This is a genomic window from Pseudomonas meliae, assembly GCF_001400515.1.
In the GTDB taxonomy this organism is placed as follows: Bacteria; Pseudomonadota; Gammaproteobacteria; order Pseudomonadales; family Pseudomonadaceae; genus Aquipseudomonas; species Aquipseudomonas amygdali.
The window spans coordinates 2689-4036 of record NZ_LJQT01000152.1 but is presented as its reverse complement, the minus strand read 5'-3'; the positions used below and the strand labels follow the sequence as shown (position 1 = coordinate 4036).

The window sequence follows — 1348 nt, the reverse complement described above, 5'->3', positions numbered from 1 at the left end:
CAGCCGCAAAGGGGCTGACTCCGAAATCCTGAAAATCAGTCAAACAACGCCATTGCCTGCGCAGTGGCTTCCTGTATGCGGCCCCAGTCGCCATTCTTGACCCAGGCGTTATCAATCATCCAGGTCCCGCCCACGCACATGACGTTGGGCAAGGCCATGTAGCTCTTCAGGTTCTGCTCGTTGACGCCGCCAGTCGGGCAGAAACGCACCTCATTGAAAGGTCCGCCCAGGGCTTTGATTGCCGCCACACCGCCGCTGATCTCGGCCGGAAACAGCTTGAAGCGGCGATAGCCCATGGCATAACCGATCATGATTTCCGAAGCACTGCTGACGCCCGGCAAAAGGGGCAGCGGGCTGTCGACTGCGGCTTGCAGCAGGTCTTGCGTGCTACCAGGGGTCACAATGAACTGCGAACCTGCCGCCTCGGCGTCCGCCAGCATCTTGCGGTCCAGAATGGTGCCGGCGCCCACACACAGCTCCGGGCGCTGCTCACGCAGAATACGGATGGCGCTCAGACCGAACGCCGAGCGCAGCGTAACTTCCAGTGCAGTCATGCCGCCAGCGGCCAGAGCATCGGCCAGAGGCAGCACATCCTGGTCACGGGCAATGGTGATGACCGGCAGAATCTTTGCCTTGGCGCAGAGTTCGTCAATCTGGGCAATCTTGTTCGCCATGCTGATGAGCGGCTGATTATTTTCGTTCTGTGTCATGGCGACGTTTCCTTTGCTTATGGGCACCAGTAAATCTCGAGAGACGGGTTGAGAAACGCACGCACCGGCATCTCGGCGAGGTCATCGCCCGCCAGCGCGGTGCGCAGGGTGTCGAGTTTGGCCTGGCCGGACACCGACAGGATCGGCGAACGTGCCGACGCCAACAGGCGGCGGGTCAGGGTCAGGCGCTGATGCGGCACACTCGGTGCGAGCATCGGCAGGCAGCGGCGCTCATCTTGCAGATCAAGGGCTTCTTTCAGGTTCGGGCTACCAGGGAACAGCGACGCGGTATGCCCGTCGTCGCCCATGCCCAGAATCAATACATCAATCGGTGGCAGTTCGGCCAGCGCCTGATCGGCAGCCAGCGCTGCCTCCTCGACACTGCCCGCCACGCTGTACAACCCCAGAAACTTCGCCTCCGCCACAGGACCATGCAGCAAGTGGCGCTGCAGCAGGCCCGCATTGCTGTCGGCATGCTCGGTCGGCACGAAACGCTCGTCAGCCAGGCTGATGACTACTTTCGACCAGTCCAGCGGCTGCACGGCCAGGCTCTTGAAAAAGGCCACAGGACTGCGACCACCGGACACCACCAGGGTCGCCAGACCGTTTTCGCCAATTGCCTGCTTCAGGCGCTCGGC

The 1348-nt window shown here is 61.9% G+C and carries 2 protein-coding genes; both read right to left on the bottom strand.

Features of this window, described 5'->3' with window-relative positions:
• Positions 1 to 35 precede the first annotated feature (35 nt).
• Entirely contained in the window at positions 36 to 710 is a 675-nt protein-coding gene (locus ALO64_RS06725; RefSeq protein WP_002552327.1) for a bifunctional 4-hydroxy-2-oxoglutarate aldolase/2-dehydro-3-deoxy-phosphogluconate aldolase, read from the bottom strand.
• Positions 711 to 727: 17 nt separating this feature from the next.
• Positions 728 to 1348 (bottom strand): 6-phosphogluconolactonase (pgl, locus tag ALO64_RS06720; protein ID WP_235804979.1); only part of this gene is annotated, 621 nt, incomplete at its 5' end.